The sequence below is a fragment of the Desulfoluna sp. genome, assembly GCF_030145185.1.
Taxonomy (GTDB): domain Bacteria; phylum Desulfobacterota; class Desulfobacteria; order Desulfobacterales; family Desulfolunaceae; genus Desulfoluna.
On the sequence record NZ_JAQYWB010000030.1, the window covers coordinates 1 to 21,378 of the forward strand.

The following is a 21,378-nucleotide window of genomic DNA, read 5'->3' on the forward strand; positions in this document are numbered from 1 at the left end:
ATCGAAGAATGCATAACCATTATGGCAAATAATGGATGGGGGGCTATTTGTCTCTTGACAGGGGGCAATCATATCAGGATGGGCAAAGGTAGTGCCGTGCCCATCTGGCGCGGGTGCAACCGATCACGCCGGGGAGAGATGCTGCGTCGTCAAAATTTATACAATTTTCAGCGTTGTGGGTTTCCCGACTGCCAGATGGGCACGCTTCGCGCTTTGCCCATCCTACGACGCCGCCGTAATCTCACCGGTGTGGCCTGAAATGGACAGGGAACCCATGGCTGTTAATAAGAGGTAATCATATCCGCTTTTAAGATGAAATTTAATCAAGGTTATTTCGTAAAACCTGTTTGTTAAACCTGTCTTTATAAAATCAGGCAAAAGTTTAGCCCCCGGCAGGGCCGCCGGAGGCACTATCTGAATCGTTACAAAAGCTCCGCAAAAACTTTTCGGTTGAAATACCTTTCTCTCCTGCCTCAAGGTGGGCGAGAAAGGGTATGGCGAAAGTAATTACAAATGATATGTAGAGGTTGTCGTGAGTGTCGGGTGACCGCAATCTTTTTAAAACCTGTTTGTCAAACTTTTCAAAAGTTTGGCCCCCGGCAGGGCCGCCGGAGGCATCATGCCTTGTCGCCGGAGACAAGCGATCCGTTATTATCAATCATGCAGGTAAGGTGAGTATGAAGCGATACAAGGAGCTGAAAGAGGAAATTCTCAAGGCAGGTCGTGATTTCAGGACCCTTTTTGCCGAGGCGGCAAAGGCGATGCCCATCCCTTCCGGGACCTTTGACCCATGGCACAAGACCCTGGACGGGATTGACCGCCAGATCGAAGACGAGAGTTTTCGTGTCGCCGTTGTGGGGCCCATCAAGTCGGGGAAGAGTACCTTTGTGAACTCTCTGTTCAAGGGGGATTATCTCAAACGGGGGGCCGGTGTGGTCACCTCCATTGTCACTCGTATTCATTGCGGGGACACTCTGGCTGCGGAGCTCACCTTTAAAAGCTGGGATGAGATCAACCGTGAAATTTCCCAGGCCGCGGAGCTGTTGCCCGGTATAGAGTTGAAGGTGGGGGATGCCCCTTTTGACCTGCGCAAAGAGGCGCACCGCGCCGAGCTGGCCACCGTTCTGGAAGGGCTCTCCCGGGATCTTCTCATTACCGATGACGCCCGGAACGTTCATGCCGTCCTTTTAACCTTGTATTTAAAGGGGTATGAGCGCATGGAGGGGTTGATCGGTCCCGATGGGGTGATTCGCCACTTTGAAGGGGATGATTTCGCTTCTCACCGGGATTATTCCGGGGACGAGGTTCTGGCGGTGTATCTCAAGGATATTTGCCTTACCATCGACACCGTCTCCTGGGATCCTTCCGTGGAAATCGCCGATTGCCAGGGCAGTGATTCCCCCAACCCCCTGCACCTGTCCATGATTCAGGACTATCTCGTCTACGCCGATCTTCTGGTATACGTCATCAGCTCACGCACCGGCCTCCGTCGGGCGGATATTCGGTTCCTGACCATGATCCGTGAGATGGGCATCGCTGAGAACACCACCTTCGTGGTGAACTGTGACTTTTCCGAACATGAATCCATGGAAAATATGGAGTCCATCGTTGCCAAGATCACGGAAGAGCTTTCCCTGTTGATTCCTGACCCCGAGGTCCACACGGTCTCTGCCCTGTATCAGCTCTTCACCGCCCTGGAGACGACCCTTCCCAGGCGGGATCAGATGCGGCTGGAGCAGTGGCGGCTGGAAGATGCCTTCAGCCAAGCCTCTCTGTCCGGCATGGAGGGCTTTACCCAAGCCCTGGAATCGAAGCTGACCCTGCAGAAATATTTTATCGCCTTGAACAACCATGCCGAACGGCAGATGGTCATCGCAGGGGGCGTCAAACAGTGGATCACCCTGAACCGTGAGATGCTCTCCAGGGACCGTGACAGCGCCTCCCGCCTTGTCTCCGGCCTGATGCATCAGCAGGAGAAAATGGCCCATGTCAAAACCATGATCCGCAGTACTCTGGACGGCGCTCTGAAAAAAGTGAAGGGCGATATCTCAGGGACGGTGGACCGTTTTTTTGACGGGTCCCGGGGGCCACTGGTTGCCGACGTGACAAACCATATCCGAAATTATTCTCCAGACTACGAACGGTACGGCACCAGCGAAGAAGAGGGAGCCTTTATTAAAGCCATGGGCGCCGTGCACCGGGATTTTCGCCAGAGCGTCGACCGTTTTCTGGCTGAACAGGTCAATCCCCGCATTATCGGTCTCTCCAAAGAGCTGGAGGAGACCCTCAGGAGAGATCTGGACAGGATCACCTCTCCCTATGGATTGATGATCAATGATTCGCTGGGGGATTATCGTCAGGCCGTGGAATCGCTGGGGTTGATGCTGGGTGACCAGAGGAGTCACAGTCTTCCCGAGATGGATATGGAGACGGCTCGCAAGATGGCCGGCATTCATTTCCCTTCTGTCTCCACCGTTCTTGACTACTCCTTGAGGGTGCGGGCTGAAGCGATGCTTCGGTTTGGCGCTTATCATATTCTGAATTTCGTGCGGCAGCTTCTTAAAAAACCCGGGCAGGGGAGACCCGAGCTCTGTGCCAAAGCCCTGACAGACGGCATGAACCGGACCCGCAAAGAGGCCGTGGACACCCTCGAACAACACCTTCGCACCTACAAAGAGAACCTGAAGTTTCACTATTTCTATAAATTGGCCGATGCGCTGGCCGATCAGCTTTTTGAGTATTACGCCGAAGGATTTCATGCCTATCTTGGGGAACTCGATGGGCTGACCCACCGTATCGAAGAGACCGGCAACGATAAAGAGGCGGTCCTTGAGGCGCTGGGTGAGATGGAAAAAGGCGCGATGCGTCTTTTCAGGCAAGTGGATCAGATCAAGATGATGCTGGAATAATTAACTTTTTTAAGGAGTTGGAACCGACGTGTCTTTGGTTTTTCGAAATGCGCAGTTAAGTGATTTGGATGTGTGTCATCGTATCGAGTCGTCGCGATACCCGGAAGATGAAGCGGCGAGCCGTGAAAATATAGAAAAACGAATTTTTGCCTTTTCCCAGGGGTTTATGGTGGCCGAACAGGAAGGGAAGGTCATGGGCTTTATTAACGGCGGTGCCACCGCCAAGGTGGATCTGGCCGATGAGGAGATCAAGTCGATGATCGGCCACGACCCCGAGGGACAAAACCTGGTGATCATGTCCGTGGTGGTGGATGAGACCGTGGCCGGAACCGGTGTGGCGGGAAAGATGATGAAAGCCTATGTCGATGGCGCCTGGGAGCAGGGCCGCAAAGCGATTTTTCTTCTCTGCAAAACCCACCTGATTCCCTTCTATGAGAAATTCGGTTTTACATGGATCTGTCAATCAACCTCCACCCACGGTGGCGCGCAGTGGCATGAGATGGCGGCACAGATCCCTGGGTAAGACAAAAAAACACCCTCGGGCGGATGCGAACGAACCTCGAATCGTTCGCATCTGCCCGAAGTGGGTGGCTTAAGAAAGACGCTGTACTGCATTCTCCCCCTATACCTTCAATAACAATCCCCGAAAATCTCATCACAAAATCTCCTCTGCAATTAGCAGGGGCTTCACGATGCCGCACAAACATAAACCGTGAAAAAAAGTAACGATTCAGCTTGCCTTCGCCAGGTCGTTCGAGGCAAATGACAGAAAGATTCAAATGCCAACACGTCACGTCTTTTCATCAGCGCGTAGGGTGCGGCTCCCGCACCTTCTACCGTAGAGAGGACCCTCGGCCTCGCAAGTTCACGATGACCACGAGTCTTATTTCAGAATGCGGTGTTTCCGGTTTACGATACGCCTGACGGTGCGCACGGCGCACCCTACGCATCCACCCGGTACTTCATTGTAAAAATGAGGACCATGCTCGGGTCAGGTCACCATAATACCCCCCACACCGTTGGCAACGGGTCACATAAGGGTGCTCTTTCCACCGGAGCATCATACAGGAGGGCAATGTAAATTCAGGCATGGATCCCCGGTCACTTGGCGAAAAAAAGGTGGGGAGTATCGGGCTGTAAAATGGCACAACCGTATCCTTTTTTTCGGGCAGCCGGGGAAGACGAGGAGGCGAAGCGCATCCGTAACCTGTTTTCAAGGTTTTTTTTCCACAGTGGCTTCACCACCCTTGCCGCCGGAGTTATTCCAGGTGAGTCGAATGATGCCAACCTACAGCGCATGAACTTGCGACGCCTTGTGCGTTCCCTTGCACTCCACGCGAATGCGGATGTATTTCAGCCCGGAGTGACGACACCCGATGTGCATTCGCAAACCCGCTTTCAAGGTGGCTCACCTTGCCGCCGGAGGCGAGTCGCAAGTCTTTCCCTTACTCTTCCCCTGTGCCCCAGAAGAGGTCCAGGGTGGCCTCGTCGGGTTTGGGGGTGAGAAGGCTCACGAGGACGAAGACGGCGAGGGTAATGGCCAGGACCGGAACGATAACGTGCATGCCGGCCACCCGTTTGATGCAGGTGGCAAAGTAGAAATAGGACCCAACGCCAACGACCATGGCCGCCAGAGCCCCGCTGGCATTGGCTCGTTTCCAGTAGAGTCCCAGGACCAGGGGCCAGAGGAAGGCCGCCTGGAGGCCGCCGAAGGCGAAGAGGTTGAGCCAGACGATGAGATCAGGGGGGTTGAAGGAGGCTCCAAAGACGATGAGTCCCAGGATGGCCGTGGTGTAGAAACTCAGACGTTTCAAAAGGGGGTTCCGGTCCTTGGCGGGGTCAGAGGACTCTTTTTTAATGTAATTAATATAGAGATCTTTGACGATGGTGGCCGAGGCGAGGATGAGCTGGGAGTCGATGGTGCTCATGATGGCGGCCAGGGGGCCGGCCAGAAAAATTCCGGCAAAGACCGGGGGCAGAACTTTCAAGGTCAGGGCAGGCATGATCTTGTCTCCCACGGTGAGCCCGGGAACAATGACCCGTCCAAAGGCGCCGCACAGGTGCATGCCCAGCATGAGAAAGCCCAGAACAAAGGTTCCGATGATAATGGCTCGATGCATGGCCCGGCTGTCTTTGTAACCAAAGCAACGGACCGCTGTATGGGGAATGCCGATGACCCCGAAGCAAACCAGAACCCAGAAAGAGAGAATAAAGGGTTTGCTCAAAAAACCGTTGGGACCTGCTGGCGTGATGAGGGCCGGGTCCACCGCGTGAAGGGAGGCTACCAGGTTGGGAATGCCTCCCCCGGCTTTGATGACCCCAAAAAGAAGGGCGGTGGTGCCGATGATCATCACCACCCCCTGGACGGCATCGGTGAGGGCCACGGCACGAAATCCACCGATGGTGGTATAAAGGACCACGGTAGACGCAAAAATAATCAGGCCGGTGTTGTAGGAGAGGCCTGTCATGCCTTCAAAGAGACGGGCGCCCCCCACAAACTGAGCGACCATGGCGGCAATGAAAAAAATGACCAGGGCCAGGGAGCCGCAGATGACCACCCATTGGTTGTTGTATCGGGCGCGCAGGATATCGTTGATCGTCACAGCGTTGATGCGTCGTGCGATGATGGCGTATTTTTTCCCCAGAACAGAGAGCGAGAGCCAGGCCGCAGGCAATTGAATCATGGCCAGAAGCACCCAGCCCAGACCCATCTTGTAGGCGACACCGGGGCCACCCACAAAACTGCTGGCGCTGGTGTAGGTCGCTACCAGGGTCATGGCCAGGACAAAGCCTCCCATCTGGCGGCTGCCGATGAAGTACTCCTCCAGGAAGTTTCCGCTCTTGGAGAGGATCCGGTTGGCGTAAGCGGCCAGAAGATAGACCAGAATGAGGTAGATAACCAGGGGGATAATGAGAGCGGACTGCATTATGCGTCACCTCCCGTATTTTCTTCGCTCCTGGCAAGAGAGACCTCTTTAAAAAGAAACCGCACCATCAGGGCAGCCAGAACGGCAAAGAGGATAAATCCCGCAATGCAGCTGTAGAAAAACCAGGCGGGAAAACCGAGAATGTAGGTATACTCGGCCACCGGTCTGTCCCCGAGGCCATAGGCGGTGGCATACCACCAGATAAAATAAGCGAGGCTCAAGGCAACGGCAATGACCGCTTCCTTGTTGGCCTGAACAAACCGTCTGTCTGTTTTTCGTTCCATCTGTTTTTCTTCCCCTTCCAAAATCACCAGATTTTCGGCCAAGCCCCCGGCATGATCAACGTCCGGTGGGTTGGTCATTGATCACCTCAGGTGCCCTTTTCCTTTATTCGGAAGAGACTGTATCACGGGCGAGCAGTGAAAGACCACCTGATTTCAACACCGAAACATGAATTCAGTTTTTCTGAAGAAGCCCGTAAACACGCTTGTTCAAGACAACGCCCCGGGGATGTTGGAAATGATTCCATGGAAGGCGGGGCGGCACGGTGGCGCCACCTTGAAAGGTGGGTTAGCAAAGAACATTAAATAACATAGCCAAAGTTGCCTCTGGCGGCCTTACCGGGGGCCAAACTTTTGAAAAGCGATCCGCCGGAGTTATTCCGGTTAAAGTCAACGGCTGACTTAAATTCTAACCACTTACAACGCCTGCACTTGCGGCGTACTGTGCATGTCCTTGCACTTCATGCGAATGCGGACGCATTTCAGCCCGAAGTTACGCCACCCGAACCGCATTCGCAAACCCGCTTTCGAGGTGGCTCACCTCGCCGCCGGAGGCCTCTTTAACCTGGTCATTTATCCCCATGGATGCATAGACATCACCGGCTGTTTGGACCTTTTCCGAATCGTTTGTATAAAAAAAAGCCGGGAAATCCCTGTGGGGATTTCCCGGCCTCATGTCACCGGTCAAGGCGAGGTTGCTTTGACCGAGGAGGGTCTTTATTCAGGGCGCTAAGCGTTAGAAGAAAATCTCCAGCTTGTGATAGAGGGCGTAGGTGTCTTCTGTCGCGGTACCACTTCGGTCCTTCCAGTAATCACCCGCTTGAAGATAGGCGGCGACGCCGGAGTAGATGAGGTTGTCCATGATCTTCCAGGAGAAGGTCAGGTCGTATTCAATGCCGTGGTCGTCATCCACCGTGCCGGGGGTGTCATCGGCCTTGGAGCTGGCGATGAGGGCGCCGAGGGTGAGGGTGTCGTTCCAACAGGTGTGATCGACACCCGCGTACATCATGCGGTAGCCGTCGAGGCAGGCGGTGTACGTGCTGCCGAAGCCGTCCCCCACGAGGTTCCCGAGCCCGTCGCCCAGGGTGGTGTTCATGCCGTGCTCGTCACCGGTGAGGATAAAGGCCTTGGCCCAGTCGGCACCAGGAGCGACGTAGGCCATGTTTTCGATATCGCCGGTTTTAAGATCGGACTTGCCCATGGTGTAGGCGTAGCCGGCCTGAGCTGTGACGGAACCGATGTCGTAGCGGACCTCTGCAAAATAGGAGTAGGACGCAATATCTCTTGAGGTGTTGTTGGCATCGTATTCAGCTTCACCAAAGATGTAGTCGAGTTCGGTGGTGATGCCCAAGGGGCCAAACTTACCGTCAAAATACGGGGCCAAGAGGAAAACCTTGGCTTGGGTGGTAACTCCTTGATTCGCCTTTAAATCGAGAACATTGCCATATGCAGGGACAAAAGCGGCTATTGCATTATTTCTTGCGGTTGTTGCTTTATCCTGGGCTAATTGTGCCACATAAAGTTTAGTGGCATCCGTAGAATAGTAAGTCTGAGTGAGCACATTTGCGCTTCCAGCAGAATCCAGTGCAGCTGATGCTGCTGACAATGCCGCCGATTTTTCGCTGAAATCAGAGGTCTTAACTCTTTGCTCTGGATCTTGAAAGGTATTGAAGTGGTAGAATGCAGTAAGAAGCCCTGTGCTGTAATTTGGGGTCTTGTAGGTGGCGCCGATATAATATTTGTTATTGTCTTTATTAGACCCTTCGACCCCTTTGTCAAATTCATTAACCTTTTCAGCCACGGCCCCGATGTAGAGTTTGTTGGTGCCGATGGGGATGGGGGTGACGAACTTGATGCGATCGGTGTCTGCTTCATCGTCGGACCAGGGGGTGCCCCAGACCACGCCCTGCATACGGCCGACCGAGAGGAGACCCAAGGGGGTGATGATTTCCGCGTAGGCGCGGTCAAAGTCGATGTTGTCGTCGTCTTCTCCGTAGTCGAAGGCGGAGTCATTGGAGCTGAGAATTTTATCCAGGGCGTCGAAGCGGGTGATGAGCTTGATGGCGTCGGTGATCTGGACTTCGGTGAGGACACGAAGCCTCATTTCACGGAAGCTGTCTGCCGAATCGCCTTTTTGCAGGGTGGCCTTTTCGTTGTACACTCCTTCAAACTGAAGGCTGCCGCTCATGTCCAGGTCCAGGGCAAGGGCTGGAGATGCTATCAGCAATGAAAGAACAAGGGGGAGGAAAAGCAGGCATCGTCTCATGTTTCGTCTCCTTTAGAGTGACATGGGTACCGGTGTGTGACATTCCGTAAGACATATAAACGCTGTTTGGCAGAAAGGATAAAAAAAGATTTGTGTGGAGGTAATCTCTCAAAATGACTCAACTGAGGGGGCTGTTAGTATGTGCAAACGATGTTATCTTACCCTGCAAATAAATGTCAAGTTCTATTATGAGTAACAGTGCAGTTATCCCGGATGCAGAGACAGGGAACGTAAAACAGCCCTAATCAGGAGATTAGAGTTGTTTTTTTTCTTTTAGGCACTACGCTGAAATCTTTTTTTCAGGCAGGAAAGAAGCACTTCTCTCAGGTCTGTTTTTGCGCCTGTTTTTTACCCGTGGTGAGAAAATGGTTCAAGGATCGTTCCCACTCTTTCATAAGTCTGTTCCAGTGTTCTGGCGTGAGCTGCTCGACGAACCGCTTTCCTTCAGGCCCCATGGCCGTATAGGTACAGGAAATGGCGGCCTGTGTCGCCACCCCATTGTCGGTCTCCAGCTGAATCTGAAACGTTCCCATGGTGTGATCGGGGACCACCTTCAGCAGCTCCACGAAGTGGTGATCCGGGTCGAGGCGCGTCACCACCCAGATGGCGTCGTGGGGGGTGGAGGGCGTAATAAAAATGCAGGCCTCTTCAGCCATGCCGGAAGAGGAGATCACCAGGTTCGGATCCCAGCTTGGGCCCCACTCCTGCTCAAGGGCTGGAGAGAAAAGGGGAAACACCCTTTGGGGTGTGGCGTCAAGGGTCATTGTAAATCGGTGACGGCTGCGTTGGGGAGATTCGATGAGCATGTGCCGGTGACTCCTGGGGTCTTGAGCGGGCAACCCATTTTTAACGGTGGTTGCGCTAATTCGCGCGTGTGTGGCCGTGTTTTTAAGGGCCTCAGGCGGTTTTCTTTTTTGGGGCCAGGGCCAGATAGATGTTGCCGCTGAAAATGAAAAATGCACCGACCCACCCCATCAGGGTCAGAGAGGGTTCCGCGGCGATCACAGGGCCCAGCAGCGCGGCAAGAAGAATTCGGGAAGAGGAGATGATGCTTCCCTCGACAGCCGTGACAAATCGAAATCCAAAGGTAATAAATATCTGCCCCATCACACTTAAGATGGAGCAGAGGGCGATAAAAAGGAACCCGGGCCCATCGGGCCATTCAATCCTCTTTCCGAAGAGGACGAGAATAATAACACACCCCAGGGTGAACATGAAGAAAAGGGTGGTCTCGGTGGAATGAACCCGTCTTGAGAGGTTCAAATAGATAATGGCAACGGAGGCGCTGATCCCAGAGCCCAGGCCCCAGAGAGAATTCAGGTTGAAGCGGGTCAGAAATCCGGTGTGCACCATGTCCGGAGCCAGAATCATCACCACCCCGGCAAAGGCGATGAGGACCACAAAGACGGAGGTATAATCTCGCTCATCCTTCAGGGTGAACCAGCTGAAGAGTGCGACAAACAGGGGATAGGTCATGTTGAGTATATTGCCTTCCGCCACGCTGGTGAGATCCACGGCCTTAAAAAAGCAGTAAACCGCCATGGTGTTGGCCACCGTTCTACCGATAAGGTAATGCCAGTTTACGGGTTTGGGTGGCCGTTTTTTAATGAGCAGAAGGAGCCCCACCATGAGGAAGCCGAGAAAGAATCGACCGAAAACAAAATTTGCCGAATCCACGGTCACGCCTTGGAGCCTCGCCCAGCGGAGCGTTGCGGTGGCAAGATAAAAGCAGATGGCCGAGGCAAAAACCGAAGAGAGGCCAAGAAGTTTATTAGAGGGTTGGGTCATATGGGTTTACCGGTTATGGGTTCGGAATGGTTTATTATTAATGAGGGCGGAGGCCGGGATGTCTCAGAACCAACGAGTTGCGATGAATGCATCTGCAGCTCTGGTGCCTTGCATATGAGCGCACCCAACTCGTAAAATATCCGGGTTAAATAAGCCTTATTCTACGGGTTGTCAATGGCTATGGACTTTTGAGAGCAAAGCCTGTTTAATAAGCGTGTCCGCTTTCCTCAAGGGCGCTGTTTCTCAATTTTCACGCTGGAAAATCCTGTTTTTCGGAGAGACTTTTCATGAATAAATTTGCCTTTCATTCCACTGGCTTGGCGATTAAAGCCATTTATGACATGGCGCGAGCCCGTGTGAACCTTCACGATGAAGAGAATGTCCCTGAAGGCGCCGTCATTTTTGCCGTCAATCACTTTACACGCATTGAAACCATCTTTTTGCCCCTGCATCTCCAGAAGCTGACGGGGGTTCCGGTGTGGTCTCTGGCAGACGACGCTCTATTCAAAGGCTTTGTGGGAGATTTTATCAGTGAGGCCGGGGCGGTCTCCACACGAGATCCCGATCGTGACAAGCTGATGGTCAAGTCCCTGCTGACCGGAGAGGCCAACTGGCTCATTTTTCCGGAAGGCCGGATGGTGAAGACCAAGAAAATTTTTGAAAACGGTGAGTTTGTCATCGATGCCGAGGAGGGACGACATCGGCCCCATACCGGAGTCGCCACCCTGGCCCTGCGTACCGAGTTTTATCGGGAGCGCCTTCGGATGATGCAAAAGAAGCAGCCGAAGGAGTATCTTCGCCTGCTGGAGCTCTTCGGTATTGAAGAGGACGAGCTGCGCCTGGATCAAACGACGTCCATCGTCCCGGTCAATATCACCTACTATCCCTTACGAGCCCGTGAGTCGATTATCAGCCGAATTACCGGGTCTCTCATCGAAAATCCCTCCACACGCACCCTTGAAGAGTTGATGACCGAAGGGAGCATGCTGCTGGACGGTGTGGATGTGGACGTGCGGTTTGGAAAACCCCTCAAGGTACGGCCCTACCTTAAAAACCCAGTGGTGGCCTGGGATATAGCGTCCAGCGATCCCATCGGGTTTGATGACCCCATCAATTCCCGGGAGGTACTCCGAGAGGCCTCGCGGACCCTGATGCAGGCTTACATGACGGCCATCTACAGCATGACGACGGTCAATCATGACCATATTTTTTCATTATTGATCATGCATCATGAAAGCGATTATATCGACCCGATGGACCTGAAGACCCGGGCTTTTGTGGTGAGTGACTGGCTGCGGAAGCAGATCGGCATTCATTTTCATACGAGCCTTGAAGATTCCCAGAGTCACCTCCTCACCGATGATCGGTATGAGAAGTTTTCCAACATCATAGAGGTGGCGGAATTAAAAGGGGTGATTCGACGTGATGAAGAGGGCCGGATTGTTCGAACCCCAGAGCTGCTGAGTCATGAAGGCGCCTTCCATACCCTGCGTATTCAAAATCCCTTGATGGTGATGGCCAACGAGGTGGAACCCCTGACGGCTCTGATCGACTTTATGAACCTCGTCGCCCGGGAACCTGCTGTCCATATTCAGCGGCGGATATTCGGGCTGCTGATGGAAAAGGGAATCAATGATTTCAAAAGAGACTACGAGGCCCATTTCATCGAAGGGGAGAGCAAGCCTTCGGAGATCGGAAGCCCTTGCCTGCTTAAGGGCGATGAACAGCGAATCGGGGTGCTGCTGATTCATGGGTACATGGCGGCACCGGCAGAGGTGAGGGGACTCGCCGATGAATTGCAGCGTCAGGGGTATTGGGTCTATATCCCACGGCTTCAGGGGCACGGAACGGCCCCTGAAGATTTAGCGGAGCGGCGATATCTGGACTGGGTGGTCTCTGTGGAGGAGGGGTATGCGCTTTTGGCCAACATGTGCGACGCCCTCTTTGTGGGAGGCTTTTCCATGGGTGCCGGCCTGGCCCTGGACCTGATCACTCGGACAGCGGGTGCCGCAAAGGTGAGGGGCGTTTTTGCTGTGGCCCCGCCCATGAAACTTCAAGATTACTCCAGCCGGTTTGTTCCGGCGGTGGATACCTGGAACGCGATTATGAAACGGCTGCGATTCGACAGGGTGAGAAAAGAATTTATTGAAAATCATCCGGAGAATCCCCATATCAACTATTCTCGAAATCCTGTCTCCGGTATTCGTGAGATTGATCGGTTGATGGATCAGCTGGCCCCCAAGCTGGGGGTGATCACTATCCCGGCCCTGATTGTGCAATCGGCCCTTGATCCTGTGGTGAACCCGAAGGGGAGTCGGAAAATTTTTGACCGGATTGCCTCGGAGGACAAGGAGTACCGTCTTTTTAATTTTTCCCGGCACGGGATTCTTCTCCATGAAGGCTGTGAGAAAGTGTATCGGGCAGTTGTCGAATTCCTTGACGATCACCGTTGAATCCTTTTGTGTTGGTGCCGCTGTTGTGGTAAAAATATCGATTTTGTACTGATATTGATGCCGCTGAATCGTTATGCCCTATGAATAAGGGGGATTCATTGCTGCTGTTTTTTATACATATGACGACTTCATCACACAGCAGATGCGTGTGAACCTACAGGGAGCTTTCACCTATGAGCGAAACTGAAAATAAACCAGTTGATTTTATTCGAAATATCATCAGTGAAGACCTGGCTTCCGGTAAGCACACCCACGTGGTTACCCGTTTTCCCCCCGAGCCCAACGGCTATCTTCATATCGGGCATGCCAAGTCTCTTTGTCTCAACTTTGGTATCTCCGAGGAGTATGCAGGGGCCGTCTGCAATTTGCGTTTTGACGACACCAACCCGGAAAAAGAGGATGTGGAATACATCGACGCCATCAAGGCAGATGTTTCGTGGCTGGGATTTGCCTGGAACGGCGACCCCCACTATGCTTCCGATTATTTTGAGTCTCTGTATGCGTATGCCGTGGACTTGGTGCAGATGGGCAAGGCCTATGTGGACAGCCTTTCAGCCCAGGAGATCCGCGAGCATCGCGGGACGCTGACCGAGCCCGGGAAAAACAGTCCCTACCGAGACCGCAGCGCTGAAGAAAACCTGGCACTCCTTGAAGGCATGAAAAAAGGCGATTTCGACGAGGGCACCCACATCCTCCGAGCCAAGATCGATATGGCCTCCCCCAACATGAACTTGCGTGATCCGGCTATTTATCGCATCCGCAAGGCCGATCACCACCGTACAGGCGATGCATGGTGCATCTACCCCATGTATGATTTTACCCATTGCCTCTCAGATGCCATGGAAGGGATCACTCACTCTCTTTGTACTTTGGAGTTTGCAGACCATCGCCCCTTGTACGATTGGGTGCTGGAAACCCTGAAGACGCCCTGCCATCCCCAGCAGATTGAATTTTCCCGACTCAACCTCAGCTACACCGTCTTGAGCAAACGTAAATTGCTTCAACTTGTTGAGCAGGGGTATGTGAGTGGGTGGAACGATCCCCGTATGCCGACCATCAGTGGGATCCGCCGGCGGGGATACACCCCTGAGGCTTTGCGCACTTTTTGCCGTCGCATCGGGATCTCTAAAAAAGAGACCCGTATCGATTACACCATCCTTGAAGACTGCGTTCGTAACGACCTGAATGAAAAGGCACCCCGCGTCATGGGGGTTCTCGATCCCCTTAAGGTGACCGTTACCAACTATCCTGAGTCGCTGGTGGAAGAGGTGGACGTGATGAATCACCCCCAGAAGCCCGAAATGGGAACCCGCAAGGTGCCTTTTTCCCGAGAGCTTTACATTGAGAAAAGCGATTTCATGGAAGAGCCGCCCAAGAAATTTTTCCGTCTCGGTCCCGGCCGTGAGGTGCGTCTTCGCAGTGCCTATTACATCACCTGTACCGAGGTGGTGAAAAACGAGGCTGGTGAGGTGGTGGAACTGCTTTGCACCTACGATCCTGAGTCCAGAGGGGGCTCCACCCCTGACGAACGCAAGGTGAAGGGCACCCTGCACTGGGTGTCTGCCCGCCATGCCGTCAGCGCAGAGGTGCGTGTCTACGATCGTCTTTTTAACGTGGAAAACCCCGAAAAAGAGGGCGACTCCTTTCTCGACAACCTCAACCCGAACTCATTGACTGTTCTGAGCGACTGCAAGATCGAGCCGGGGGTGGTGCAGAGCGAAAAGGGTGCCTTCTTTCAGTTTGAGCGCACCGGCTACTTCAACCTCGACCCCGTGGACAGCACCCCGGATAAGCCGGTTTTCAACCGCACCGCGACCCTGCGTGATGCCTGGGCCAAGATGAACAAATAGAAAAGAGCCTCCAAGGAAAAAAATGAGAATTGGAAAAGGGTACGATGTCCACCGTCTGGTGGAAGGGCGGGAGCTGATTCTGGGTGGTGTCAAGGTGCCATATGAAAAGGGGCTTCTCGGGCATTCCGATGCCGATGTGCTTTTGCATGCGATGTGTGACGCACTTTTGGGCGCGGCCGGGCTCGGGGATATCGGGGAACATTTCCCTGACAGCGATCCCCAATTTAAGGGGATCAGCAGCCTGCTGCTGCTGGCCCATTGTGTGGCGCTGCTTGGGCGCAAGGGGTATGAGGTGGTCAACGTGGATGCCACCCTCCTTGCAGAAAAACCAAAGATTTCGCCCTATAAGTCGGCCATGCGGGACAATATTGCGGAGGTGCTGTGTCTGGACCTTGAGGATGTCAATATAAAGGCCACCACCACTGAGGGGTTGGGTCCCGTGGGCCGTGAAGAGGGGATGGCCGCCCTGTGTGTGGCCCTTATTAAACGGGTTGATCACGGGTAACGCCTTGACAGAGGCGTGAATCGTGATGATTATTTGTATGATTTTTATGGCGCAGTCCCGCGAGTAGATGGCTGCAACAGGTAGAGCGTATTCCCTGAGACCTTATTTTATAAATTGAGGTGTCACGCAGCGTGCCTGAATGATAACGACAGAGAACAATACGGTGAACTGAGCATGGCGCTTCGCATTTACAACACATTGTCCGGACAGAAAGAAGAGTTTCAACCCATCGAAGAGGGCGAGGTCAAGATGTACGTCTGTGGCCCCACAGTCTACGACTCCAGCCACATCGGCCATGCCAGGTCTGTCATCTTCTTCGACGTGGTTTACCGTTACCTCAAGGGCCTGGGCCTGGATGTGACCTACGTCCGAAACTTCACTGACATCGATGACAAAATCATCAACCGTGCCGAGCAGCTTGGAATTACGGCCAAAGCGGTGGCAGATAAATATATTGATGAATTTCACCGGGACATGGATGCTCTCCATGTCAACCGGCCGGACCTTGCCCCCAAGGCCACGGAACATATTGACGATATAGTCGCCTTGATCGAACGACTGATCGACAAGGGCAAAGCGTATCCGGTGGAGGGCGATGTCTATTTCCGCGTGAACTCCTTTGAGGGGTATGGAAAACTTTCCGGCCGCAAGCTGGAAGACATGGAAGCCGGGGCTCGTATCGATGTAGACGACCGCAAAGAGAATCCCTTCGATTTTGCCCTCTGGAAAACGCAGAAACCCGGTGAACCAGCCTGGAAAAGCCCTTGGGGTATGGGCCGTCCCGGATGGCACATCGAATGCTCGGCCATGAGCTCACGGCTTCTGGGGGAAACCATTGATATCCACGGCGGCGGAAAAGATCTGATTTTCCCCCACCATGAAAATGAAATCGCCCAGTCGGAAGCCGCCTATGAGGTTCCCTTTGTCAAGTACTGGATGCACAACGGCTTTGTAAATATCAACGCCGAGAAGATGTCCAAGTCCCTGGGCAACACCACGATGATCAAGGATGTTCTCAAGACGTATCACCCGGAAGCGGCCCGTCTTTTTCTTTTGTCCAACCATTATCGCAGCCCCATTGATTACAACGAACAGGCCATGAAGGAAGCGGCGGGCAACCTGGACAAACTCTATACGCTGATGCGCCGTGTTTCCGATGAATTCGGAAACCTCAGTATCCTGAGGCTCCAATCGTTTAACAACAAGTTTGGGCATCTTTTTCGAGAATTCTGCGCCGGGATGGAAGATGATTTTAACTCAGCACGGGGGACGGCGGCGTTGTTTGAAGCCTTGCGTGCCACCAACCGTGCCATCGATGAGATGACCGATGAGAGCGCCTTCGAGTCAAAGATCGAAATTGATGGCCTGATGGTGGATCTTTTCAAGATGGCCCATATCCTGGGTATTCTAAACGAGAACCCCTACGAATACTTCGATGCCAAGAAGGAGAAAGCGGGGGTGGATGAAACCCGTGTAGAGGCTCTCATTCAGGAACGAAAAGAGGCGCGTCAGGACAAAAATTTTCAGCGAGCCGATGACATTCGTGGCGAACTCACCGCCATGGGGGTCGCCATCGAAGACGGTGCCGGCGGAACCACATGGAAGATGATGGAGTAGGCTTAGGCCCTTCATCCCTTCCGGGACCATGACAAGTCAAAGGCGACCCGGCCTACCGGGTCGCCTTTTTTTTAAGGCCTTGCGATCTCCAGTGCAGGGAGGACTTTGGGAAACTCAGGTTTTTATGATGGAAAAATTCAAGATTGTCTCATCCTTCACTCCGCGGGGAGATCAGCCCAAGGCCATCCGTCGGCTGGTGAAAGAGTTAAAAAAAGGGACGCCTAATCAGGTGCTGCTTGGGGTCACAGGCTCCGGTAAAACCTTTACCATGGCTCATGTGATGAAGCAGATGCAGCGTCCGACCCTGGTGCTGGCCCCCAACAAAATTCTTGCGGCCCAATTGTACAGTGAATTTCGAGAGCTTTTCCCAGAAAATGCCGTGGAATATTTTGTCAGTTATTACGACTATTATCAGCCCGAAGCCTACCTCCCCAGCAGCGATACCTACATCCAGAAAGACTCCGCCATCAATGAACTCATTGATAAGATGCGGCATTCGGCAACGCGAAACGTTCTCTCGAGACGGGATGTTATTGTGGTGGCCAGTGTGTCCTGCATTTATGGGCTGGGGGCTCCGGAAGACTATCTGGCCCTGCGTGTGGAGCTTGCCACCGGAGAGGAGAGAAACCGTGAGGCGTTGCTCAAAGATCTGGTGGCCATCCAATACGAGCGCAGTGATATCGACTTTCATCGGGGGTCTTTTCGGGTCCGGGGCGATCGGGTAGAGATCTTCCCTGCCTATGAGGAGAAGGTGGCCCTTCGGGTAGAATTCTTTGGCGATGAGATTGACACCCTGGCCGAATTTGACCCTCTCACCGGGAAAACCCTTCGTAAGCTCAAGCATAGCGTGGTCTATCCAGCCAGTCATTACGTGACCCGAAAAAGCACCCTGAAGCAGATGCTCACCGAGGTGGACGGCGAATTAAAAGAGCGGGTGGCGCATTTTCACCGACTCAACAAGCTCATTGAAGCCCAGCGAATCGAGGAGCGGACTCATCTGGACCTCGAGATGCTCCGGGAGATCGGGTATTGCAACGGCATCGAAAACTACTCTCGCTATCTTTCCGGTCGCAAGGCAGGCGATGCGCCTCCGACCCTTCTGGATTATTTTCCCGATGATTTCCTGCTGATGGTGGACGAAAGTCACATCGCCCTTCCTCAGGTGAGGGCCATGTATAAGGGGGATCGTTCCCGGAAGGAAACCCTCGTGGGGTTCGGGTTCCGTTTGCCGTCGGCTCTGGACAACCGCCCCCTGCAATTTGAAGAGTTTGAATCAAAGCGAGGACAGGCCATCTTTGTTTCGGCTACCCCGGCTGACTACGAGATGGAGGTGGCCCAAGGGGCCGTGGTGGAGCAAATTGTTCGACCAACAGGGTTGGTGGACCCGGAAATACAGGTAAAGCCTGCTGAGAATCAGGTGGACGATCTTTACGAGGAGATCCGAAAACGTCTGGCAGCCCAGGAACGCGTGCTGGTGACCACCCTTACCAAACGCATGGCCGAAGACCTCACCGATTACCTCACCGACCTGGGTGTGAAAGTAAGCTACATGCATTCCGACGTAAAAACCATGGACCGAATAGAGATTGTGCGGGATCTGCGTCTTGGCAAAATTGACGTTCTGGTGGGAATCAACCTCCTGAGAGAGGGACTCGATATTCCTGAGGTCTCCCTGGTGGCCGTTTTGGATGCTGACAAGGAAGGATTTCTTCGTTCTGAACGATCGCTGGTTCAGACCTGCGGACGGGCTGCGAGGAACGTTAACGGGAAAGTGATCCTTTATGGTGATAAAGTCACCCGTTCCATGCAATACGCCATTGATGAAACCCTCCGTCGACGCGCTATTCAGCTCGCCTACAATGAAAAGCACGGCATCATCCCGGCCACCATTATACGGCAGATTCAAAACAGCTTCGGGGACCTCTACCGGTTCGACAATGAAACGGCAGACGATGGGGTGATGGAGGCCGTTTGTGAATACGGTGACGAAGCCATGGATGATTTGACCCTTCTCAGCACCCTGGAAGAGGCCATGCATGAAGCAGCCCGAAACCTGGAATTTGAAAAAGCAGCTCGCCTGCGGGATCAGATTCAAGAGATCCGGAAACGAATGGGGGAGGCCTTGTGAAAAAAAGCCTCCCTGTGTCTGAGGTCCTCCAGGAGAAGTTTGGAACCCTGGAAGGTCAACTTAACGCACTGGTTACGGATCCGGGGGTCTATCGGTTTAAAGACGAGAAGGGCATTGTCATCTATGTGGGCAAGGCCAAAAATCTCAAGAAACGGGTCTCCAGCTATTTCAATCGAAGTCACACCGATCCGAAGACGGCGGCTCTGGTTCGCAAGGTGGTCTCTCTGGATACCGTGGTCACCGCCACGGAGAAAGAGGCGTTCATTCTTGAAAGTAGCTTCATTACGCGTCATAAACCCCGCTACAACGTGATCCTGAAGGACGACAAAAGATATCCCTCCCTTCGCATCGACCCCCATGAGGAGTGGCCTGCCCTGGAGGTTGTCCGACGCATCGAAAAAGACGGTGCCCTCTATTTTGGCCCCTATACCTCCTCTTCGGCAGTTCACGCCACCGTTAAATTTATCAATCGCCATTTCAAGTTACGCAAATGCAAGTGTGGAACCCTGAAGACACGCTCCCGCCCCTGCCTGAACCATCAGATGGGGCTCTGTCTGGCCCCCTGCTGTCTGGACGTCTCCCGAAGTGCGTACATGGAGATGGTGGGGCAGGTGATCCTTTTTCTTAACGGCCGCACCCCCGAGCTTGTGGACACCCTGCGGGAAGAGATGAGGTCCTGCGCCTCAGAAGAACGCTTCGAGGAGGCCGCTGAATTACGGGACCGGCTCTTTGCCGTGGAGAAAACCCTGGAAAAGCAGGTGGTGGTGTCGACGGATATGGCCGATCGCGATGTCATAGATATCTGCATGCAGGGGCCGGCGGTCTGCATCACCTTGATGCAGATCAGGGGAGGAGTGCTTCTCGGGAGCCGAAGTTTTCATCTGATGGAAACCATGGCCGGGCCGGACGAGGTGGGGGAAAATTTTGTTTGCCAGTATTACGAAAAGCACGCTGCGCCGAAAGAGCTGCTGATCTCACATCGTTTCGACGGTATCGAGGCCGTCCGTGAGCACCTGCAGGAAACCGCGGGCCGACGTGTGGCCCTCCTTTTTCCCGAACGCGGTGAAAAGGTAAAACTCCTGCGCATGGCACGAAAAAACAGTGAAAAACGTCTGGCTGAAATTATCTCTGGCGCGGACGCCGATCGCCTTGTCCTTGAAAACCTCAAGAAACGTCTCGGTATGGATCGTTTACCCGTTCGCATTGAATCCTACGACAACTCCAACACATCCGGCAACGACCCGGTTTCCGGCATGGTGGTGTTTGAAAATGGTCGGCCCAAAAAAAAGGACTACCGAACCTTTCGTATCAAGGCGGACACGCGCTATGACGATTACGCCTCCATGGAAGAGGTGCTCTCCCGTCGCTTTGCCGATTCGGACAAACGTGATCCCCTTCCCGACCTTCTCATGGTAGATGGCGGCAAAGGGCAGCTTAACGTCGCAACCCGTGTCCTTGACACGTTGGGATTACTCGGGGCGTTTACCGTGATTGGCATCGCCAAAATGCGCGAGGAGGTTGGCGAAACCCAGGATAAAATTTATCTGCCCGGTCGCTCAAATCCTGTGAATATGGGTCTTTCACCCGATTTGCTTCTTTTTCTTCAACGGATGCGTGACGAAGTCCACCGTTTCGCCATCACCTATCAGCGTCGTGTGCGGGGGAAACGGGCTGTTTCATCGAAACTGGACGGTATCATGGGGGTAGGGAAGAAGAGGAAAATCATGTTGCTCAAGCATTTCGGGGGGGTCACGGCCCTTAAGGCCGCTTCTGTGGAAGAGTTGGCCGTGCTGCCGGGGATTACGCCTGAGATTGCCGAGGCCATCAGGGCGGCGTTAAAATGACATCCGGACCTGGAGAAGGTGCTTGACCTCAGGTATGGGTGAGGCTCCGGATTTCATGGAGTTGGGCTTTGTGGATAAAATGACTGAGCACCTCTTCATCCCGACTCTTTAGTTGTTTAAATCGACACCCGGCAAAGAGTGACAGCTCGTTAAATTTTCGGTTGACACGCACCACCGTGATGGCAGTGTCCAAGGTGTCGATATGGTCTTTTTTAGGGCCATGGTCACGAAGGACGATGCCTAACCTGGCGATACGACCGGATTCCAAGGCTGACAGGGGATTCTTCCCCTTGCCAAGAAGGCGTGGAATGACGATACCTGTCCCGGTAAGTGAAATATCGCAGATACGAAATTGATTCCCTGAAAAAAATTCATGCCCGGCAATAATCAGTTTGCCCAACACTTCATGGCAGGCTGTGGGGGTGTAGCGGAAGGCTGTTCGTACGTTGACCTCTTCCGAGCCGGGTTGGTAGCTCAGGACAAGGGCTGGCGTCATGGTTCCGTTGGCCAGACGATATTCGGGAATTTTTTTGATTGCCTGGCAGGAAAATCCGACACGATTTTTTTCACCGGATTCCATACGAACCAGGGTGCTGACATGGAGCGGTTCGGGGTTCTTTACATTGAGGTGGCAGGCAGGACCAGGGGCCGCGACAATCAGCTGCCTTATTTTCCGGTCCGAATCGAATATGACCGACGCATAAGATACGGGATTCAGGCTGTGCAGTTTTATGACAAGGTCAATACCTGTTCCGGGTTTGAGCACGGAGTCGTCAACGGGTGTTTTAGCCAAAGGGAATATCCTTTATT

The 21,378-nt window shown here is 53.4% G+C and carries 14 protein-coding genes; 8 read left to right on the plus strand and 6 right to left on the minus strand.

Annotation, left to right across the window (positions count from 1 at the left end):
• Window positions 1-677: 677 nt before the first annotated feature.
• Window positions 678-2,909, plus strand: a complete 2,232-nt coding sequence (locus tag Q1Q75_RS11280; RefSeq protein ID WP_300670436.1) for a dynamin family protein — start codon at window positions 678-680, stop codon at window positions 2,907-2,909.
• A gap of 28 nt (window positions 2,910-2,937) precedes the next feature.
• Entirely contained in the window at window positions 2,938-3,432 is a 495-nt protein-coding gene (locus Q1Q75_RS11285) for a GNAT family N-acetyltransferase (protein ID WP_300670438.1), read from the plus strand.
• A gap of 922 nt (window positions 3,433-4,354) precedes the next feature.
• Here Q1Q75_RS11285 and panF read toward each other — a convergent pair.
• The 5 genes from panF to Q1Q75_RS11310 form a co-directional block, all read right to left on the minus strand.
• Window positions 4,355-5,836, minus strand: coding sequence for a sodium/pantothenate symporter (panF, locus tag Q1Q75_RS11290; protein ID WP_300670440.1), 1,482 nt, complete (start codon window positions 5,834-5,836; stop codon window positions 4,355-4,357).
• Entirely contained in the window at window positions 5,836-6,198 is a 363-nt protein-coding gene (locus Q1Q75_RS11295) for a YhdT family protein (RefSeq protein ID WP_300670442.1), read from the minus strand. Before Q1Q75_RS11295 ends, panF begins: the two co-directional genes overlap by 1 nt.
• Before the next feature lie 655 nt (window positions 6,199-6,853).
• Entirely contained in the window at window positions 6,854-8,383 is a 1,530-nt protein-coding gene (locus Q1Q75_RS11300) for a hypothetical protein (RefSeq protein WP_300670444.1), read from the minus strand.
• Window positions 8,384-8,706: 323 nt separating this feature from the next.
• Complete coding sequence (locus Q1Q75_RS11305; RefSeq protein WP_300670445.1) at window positions 8,707-9,189, minus strand: hypothetical protein; 483 nt, start codon at window positions 9,187-9,189, stop codon at window positions 8,707-8,709.
• Window positions 9,190-9,280: 91 nt separating this feature from the next.
• A complete protein-coding gene (locus Q1Q75_RS11310; protein WP_300670446.1) occupies window positions 9,281-10,171 on the minus strand; it encodes a DMT family transporter in 891 nt (296 codons plus the stop codon).
• 287 nt (window positions 10,172-10,458) lie between these two features.
• Here Q1Q75_RS11310 and Q1Q75_RS11315 point away from each other — a divergent pair, with 287 nt between their 5' ends.
• From Q1Q75_RS11315 to uvrC, 6 genes are all read left to right on the plus strand, one after another.
• The gene (locus tag Q1Q75_RS11315; RefSeq protein WP_300670447.1) at window positions 10,459-12,624 is read left to right on the plus strand and encodes an alpha/beta fold hydrolase; all 2,166 of its coding nucleotides are present in this window, start codon (window positions 10,459-10,461) and stop codon (window positions 12,622-12,624) included.
• Window positions 12,625-12,797: 173 nt separating this feature from the next.
• Window positions 12,798-14,474: a glutamine--tRNA ligase/YqeY domain fusion protein gene (locus Q1Q75_RS11320; RefSeq protein WP_300670448.1), complete on the plus strand. Its 1,677-nt coding sequence runs from the start codon at window positions 12,798-12,800 to the stop codon at window positions 14,472-14,474.
• Window positions 14,475-14,496: 22 nt separating this feature from the next.
• Entirely contained in the window at window positions 14,497-14,979 is a 483-nt protein-coding gene (gene ispF / locus Q1Q75_RS11325) for a 2-C-methyl-D-erythritol 2,4-cyclodiphosphate synthase (protein ID WP_300670450.1), read from the plus strand.
• 174 nt (window positions 14,980-15,153) lie between these two features.
• The gene (gene cysS, locus Q1Q75_RS11330) at window positions 15,154-16,596 is read left to right on the plus strand and encodes a cysteine--tRNA ligase (RefSeq protein ID WP_300670451.1); all 1,443 of its coding nucleotides are present in this window, start codon (window positions 15,154-15,156) and stop codon (window positions 16,594-16,596) included.
• Window positions 16,597-16,720: 124 nt separating this feature from the next.
• Entirely contained in the window at window positions 16,721-18,724 is a 2,004-nt protein-coding gene (uvrB, locus tag Q1Q75_RS11335) for an excinuclease ABC subunit UvrB (protein WP_366945197.1), read from the plus strand.
• Complete coding sequence (gene uvrC, locus Q1Q75_RS11340; RefSeq protein WP_300670453.1) at window positions 18,721-20,568, plus strand: excinuclease ABC subunit UvrC; 1,848 nt, start codon at window positions 18,721-18,723, stop codon at window positions 20,566-20,568. Before uvrB ends, uvrC begins: the two co-directional genes overlap by 4 nt.
• A gap of 28 nt (window positions 20,569-20,596) precedes the next feature.
• On the opposite strand, the gene Q1Q75_RS11345 is transcribed toward uvrC, so the two are convergent.
• Complete coding sequence (locus tag Q1Q75_RS11345; protein ID WP_300670456.1) at window positions 20,597-21,361, minus strand: hypothetical protein; 765 nt, start codon at window positions 21,359-21,361, stop codon at window positions 20,597-20,599.
• Between the last annotated feature and the right edge of the window lie 17 nt (window positions 21,362-21,378).

Coding starts and splice junctions, on each gene's coding strand:
- Q1Q75_RS11315 (WP_300670447.1), top strand. CDS start 10,459: ATGAATAAATTTGCCTTTCATTCCACTGGCTTGGCGATTAAAGCCATT.
- Q1Q75_RS11320 (WP_300670448.1), top strand. CDS start 12,798: ATGAGCGAAACTGAAAATAAACCAGTTGATTTTATTCGAAATATCATC.
- Q1Q75_RS11305 (WP_300670445.1), bottom strand. CDS start 9,189: ATGCTCATCGAATCTCCCCAACGCAGCCGTCACCGATTTACAATGACC.
- Q1Q75_RS11295 (WP_300670442.1), bottom strand. CDS start 6,198: ATGACCAACCCACCGGACGTTGATCATGCCGGGGGCTTGGCCGAAAAT.
- ispF (WP_300670450.1), top strand. CDS start 14,497: ATGAGAATTGGAAAAGGGTACGATGTCCACCGTCTGGTGGAAGGGCGG.
- uvrB (WP_366945197.1), top strand. CDS start 16,721: ATGATGGAAAAATTCAAGATTGTCTCATCCTTCACTCCGCGGGGAGAT.
- panF (WP_300670440.1), bottom strand. CDS start 5,836: ATGCAGTCCGCTCTCATTATCCCCCTGGTTATCTACCTCATTCTGGTC.
- Q1Q75_RS11300 (WP_300670444.1), bottom strand. CDS start 8,383: ATGAGACGATGCCTGCTTTTCCTCCCCCTTGTTCTTTCATTGCTGATA.
- cysS (WP_300670451.1), top strand. CDS start 15,154: ATGGCGCTTCGCATTTACAACACATTGTCCGGACAGAAAGAAGAGTTT.
- Q1Q75_RS11310 (WP_300670446.1), bottom strand. CDS start 10,171: ATGACCCAACCCTCTAATAAACTTCTTGGCCTCTCTTCGGTTTTTGCC.
- Q1Q75_RS11280 (WP_300670436.1), top strand. CDS start 678: ATGAAGCGATACAAGGAGCTGAAAGAGGAAATTCTCAAGGCAGGTCGT.